This window comes from Arthrobacter sp. HMWF013 (assembly GCF_003061105.1).
Lineage (GTDB): Bacteria > Actinomycetota > Actinomycetes > Actinomycetales > Micrococcaceae > Arthrobacter.
This window is the reverse complement of record NZ_QAIQ01000479.1, coordinates 1-4,026: the sequence shown is the minus strand read 5'-3', so window position 1 is coordinate 4,026 and position 4,026 is coordinate 1. Positions and strand designations below refer to the sequence as shown.

Genomic DNA, 4,026 nt, shown 5'->3' with positions numbered 1-4,026 from the left:
CCACGATGGCGCGCAGGCGCAGGCCGTGGCCGCCTGCTGGCCCGCCTCCTGATCGAAAAGGCAGGCGGCCGATCCGGCCAAAGCCGTAGAGGACGACGTCGGTGCTGGTGCGGTCGTCGGCGCCGCGCCGGCCAACAACCTCGGCCAGTTCGGCACGGAGGAACTCCTCAAGGGTGGCGCCGTTGGCTTCGGCCTTGAACTTCTGGTTGAGGCGGGCAATGTCGATCGCAGCAGCGCCGAGTTCCAGGCCGGCCAGGGTGTTCAACAGCGGCGCGGTTTCTTCCAGGAGCAGCTCGTCCTTGCTCATGCGGCGGGCGAAACGGTGCGCCTTCAGGATGTTCATGGTGGACTTGTTGATCAGGCTGCGGCCGTGAATGGACGTCACCACGTTGTTTTCACGGTACAGCCGGCCGATCACCGGAATCATGGCCTCGGCGAGAGCCTCCCGGCCCATCCACGTATCAAGACAAGAATCTGATGTCTGGCTCACAGAACTACCTTCCTCGGGTCAGCCGCAATACGTCCTCGTATGCGGTTGTCGGCCGCCGGAGGTGCTCCGGGGCGCAAGCGTCATCGGGGATTCGGTCCACCCCGGACGCCGTGGAGAAGCGCAAAGAAAAACCACCGGGTGCGAACGCAGCTCCGGTGGCAGAACTTCTACGTTCAGTCTCCATTCTAGGCTGGCGGCGACCCTTGGAACGCCCCTGCCGGAGTGAAGTCACTCACACACGGCGGGCCCTTAAACGGCGGTCGGGTGTGATGGATGGGTTGACCGATACGCCGGGTTCTGTGCTCCCGTGCCGTTACCAGCGCGGGAGTAGCGGCCATCCATCTACGGACGCCGTTGCCGACGCCCTCCAGCGGCCTACCCGGACACTCGGGCGGGCAGCCCTCAAACGTGTCCTGTCTGGCCTTGCTCCGGGTGGGGTTTACCTAGCCTTCCCGGTCACCCGGGAAGCTGGTGGTCTCTTACACCACCGTTTCACCCTTACCTGCGTCGTGCCGCTTTCAAACCGGCGCGAAGCAGGCGGTCTGTTCTCTGTGGCACTGGCCTGCGGGTTACCCCGAGTGGGCGTTACCCACCACCCTGCCCTGCGGAGCCCGGACGTTCCTCGAGCCACTTGCGTGACGCGCGGCCGCCTGGTCAACCCATCCGCCGTCCAGTCTACCGTCGGAAGGGGGCGCCACCGGCGCCGGTAGGATCGTACGGTGCTGATTCTGCTTCCCCCCTCCGAAGGCAAGACCCCCGCGGTCCGCGGATCCGCCGTCGACTGGCCTTCCCTGAGCTTTCCGGTACTCAACACATACCGCGCCAAGGTCCTCGAGTCCCTGGGAACGGTGAGCGCCCACGAGGATGCCCTCGCACTGCTGGGCGTCGGCGCATCACTGAAGGACGACGTCGAACGCAATACCCGGCTGCATGCGGAACCGGCGGCTCCTGCCCACCAGATCTATTCAGGCGTCTTGTATGACGCCCTCGGCTACAAAACACTGACGCCGGGACAGCGCCGGAAGGCGGATGAGGCAGTATTGGTGGTTTCCGCACTCTGGGGCGCCATCCGCTTCGGGGACAGTGTCCCGGCCTACCGGTTGTCGATGGGAACGGCACTGCCCGACGTCGGCCGCCTCGCCTCGTTCTGGAAGCCGCAGCTTTCGGAGGCCCTCGCCGAGGCATCGACCGGTCACCTGCTGGTGGACTGCCGCTCCAGCACCTATTCGGCAGCCTGGGCGCCGCCGCCGGAGCAGACGGTGGCCGTCAACGTTTTCAGCGAGATGGACGGCGTGCGCAAGGTGGTCAGCCATTTTGCCAAGCACACCCGCGGAGAGCTGGCGCGGCACCTGCTGGTCCGCCGCGGAAAAGCCCCGCAGACGCCGTCGCAACTGCTGAAGGCCGCCGGCGAAAAGTGGGAGGCTGAACTGGTGGACGGTTCAGCGCGGAAACCGCACGCCCTGAACATCATCCTGCGCGGCCAGGGACCGGGGTCACTCCTCTAGGCTCAGCTGCCTTGCGTGGAAGTCGAAGTGGAGTGTCGGGTAGGCATAAACGTCGTTGACCGTCATCCGGGAAGCGAAAAAGGGATCCCAACGGTCCGGAAACGGCATCGACCGGGCCAGTGACACCGGCGTCTCACGGTCGAGCCGCCGGGCCAGGGACGCGATGGTTATATCCATTTTCCGGCCCATCCGCCGGCGGTTATAGAACGTCGAGGCGGCCCGGGAGCCCCAGTAATTTACGACGTTGAACGGCCCCGTCACGGCGTTCAAAGCCGCGAACCCTTTACCGAACGGCCGGGGCAACCTGCTGATGAGGTGGACGAGGGGCAGGAGTGCGCGGACCACCATGTATCCGAACACCATGTGAAACAGCAGTTCCTCATTGGTCCACTTCGTGCCGTTGCTCCTGCGGCGAAGGTCCTCTGCTGTGGCTTTTTCCAGCCAGGCCTGAAGTTCCAGGCGGGTCCGGCCGTACTCCGCCAGGAGCTGTTCTTTCGTCGGCGTCAGTTCCACTCGGCGGAGCGCACCAGGATGGCGCCCGAGTCCGGGCAGAACACGATGTCATCCTCGGCTGCGGCTTTGATCTCGGCGAGGTCGCCGGGGCTCAGCTTCATCCCGGACGCTTCAGAGGTTCCGTGGAACAGCCGGGCGGCGCCCACTCCCCGTTTGGCCAGGGTCTTCTCGTATACAGCGAGCATCCCGGCGTCCAGTCCGGTGGCAAATTCGGCCCGCTTGCCGCGAACCACAGTGGCTTCCGCTTCAACTTCGGCCAGGGCCTCGTCCAGCTCGGCGCGGATTCCGGCGAAGGAGCCCTGGATCCTGTCCACGATCTCCTGCTGTGCTGCTTGCCTTGCGCGAAGCGAATCAAGCCGGTCCATCACTTCAAGCTCCACGTCCTCAAGGTCTGAGCGGCGCTTGTTGAGCGAGACGAGGTCCTTTTGCAGGGCCACCAGGTCCTTGGACAGCCCGGTTCCACTGTTGAGGCGTGCTTCGTCGCGCGCGATCCTGGAGGCGACCTGTTCGACGTCGGCCTCTGACCGCTTGAGTTCTGTTTCGGCGTCGTGGACGGCCATTTTGGCTGCCCCGAGTTCGCCGTTCGCCACGGACAGGGCGGACTGGAGGTCCTCGATCCGCGGATCGGATTCAAGGGCCCGGCGGCGGTTTGAGAGGGACTTGAGCTTCGCGTCCAGCCCCTGCAGTTCGAGCAACTTCAACTGTTCCGCCGGTGCTGCCTTAGCCAACTGATACCTCCGCTTGATCCCTGCCGGCCGGAGCCGGGCACCCTGCAGGCGCTCTATAGACTCTAGCGCCTGGCCTGCTCCCCTGCCTCGCCTTGGCCTAGCCCGGAGTCAGAATGAAGTCCCACGGATCACTGTTGGTGCTGCTCACCTGAATCTCCACATCGTGCCCCTGATCGGCGAGCACGTTACCCAACGCCGACGCCGCGGCAGGCAACCACAGCCACTCGCTGGCGAAGTGCGAGACGTCAATAAGGTACGGGCGGCCGTTCACCGCAGCTTCGCGCGCCTCCGAGGCGGGATGGTGACGGAGGTCGGCGGTCACGTAGACGTCCGCATTGCTGGCCCGGACCTCGTTGAACAGGGAGTCGCCCGCGCCCCCGCAGACCGCGATCCGGCGTACCAGCCCGTCTTTGTCCCCGGAGACCCGCACTCCCCCGGCCACCGACGGCAGGATGCCGAATACCCTCGCCGCGAAATCCCCCAGGCTCATCACCTCCGGCAGGTCACCGACACGCCCGATGCCCTCCTCGGGCAGTCCGTTGGCGGCGACCGTCAGCGGGACAACGCCTTCCAGGCCCAAAGCGTCGGCCAGGACATCCGAAACGCCCCCGACGGCGGAATCACCGTTGGTGTGCACCGTCAGCAATGCGGTCCCGGACTCGATGAGCCGGTGGATGGCCTGCCCCTTCGCGGTGGTGGCGGCCACGGAGGTGACGCCTTTCAGGAGCAGCGGGTGGTGGGTGATCAGCAGCTCGGCGCCCCATTCCACGGCTTCGTCAATCACCTCGAG

Annotated in this window: 4 protein-coding genes, 1 other RNA gene and 1 pseudogene; 1 reads left to right on the top strand and 5 read right to left on the bottom strand. The window is 65.5% G+C overall.

What is annotated here, in order from left to right; translation table 11 throughout:
* Positions 1 to 454, bottom strand: a pseudogene (locus tag DBR22_RS17140) (glyceraldehyde-3-phosphate dehydrogenase); the annotation flags it as partial.
* A 306-nt stretch (positions 455 to 760) separates the two neighbouring features.
* An RNA gene (gene rnpB, locus DBR22_RS17135) (RNase P RNA component class A) lies at positions 761 to 1,152 on the bottom strand.
* Positions 1,153 to 1,209: 57 nt separating this feature from the next.
* Here rnpB and DBR22_RS17130 point away from each other — a divergent pair.
* Positions 1,210 to 1,995, top strand: coding sequence for a YaaA family protein (locus DBR22_RS17130; RefSeq protein ID WP_108600014.1), 786 nt, complete (start codon positions 1,210 to 1,212; stop codon positions 1,993 to 1,995).
* On the opposite strand, the gene DBR22_RS17125 is transcribed toward DBR22_RS17130, so the two are convergent.
* The 3 genes from DBR22_RS17125 to DBR22_RS17115 form a co-directional block, all read right to left on the bottom strand.
* Positions 1,984 to 2,508 (bottom strand): DinB family protein, encoded by a 525-nt coding sequence (locus DBR22_RS17125; RefSeq protein ID WP_308810230.1) that lies wholly within the window; start codon positions 2,506 to 2,508, stop codon positions 1,984 to 1,986. The two genes, DBR22_RS17130 and DBR22_RS17125, sit on opposite strands and share 12 nt — an antisense overlap.
* Positions 2,499 to 3,236 carry a zinc ribbon domain-containing protein gene (locus DBR22_RS17120; protein WP_108600013.1) on the bottom strand — a complete coding sequence of 246 codons (738 nt, stop codon included), beginning with the start codon at positions 3,234 to 3,236 and terminating at the stop codon, positions 2,499 to 2,501. Before DBR22_RS17120 ends, DBR22_RS17125 begins: the two co-directional genes overlap by 10 nt.
* Positions 3,237 to 3,333: 97 nt before the next feature.
* The coding region (locus tag DBR22_RS17115; protein WP_108600012.1) for a Nif3-like dinuclear metal center hexameric protein at positions 3,334 to 4,026 on the bottom strand (693 nt) is incomplete at its 5' end.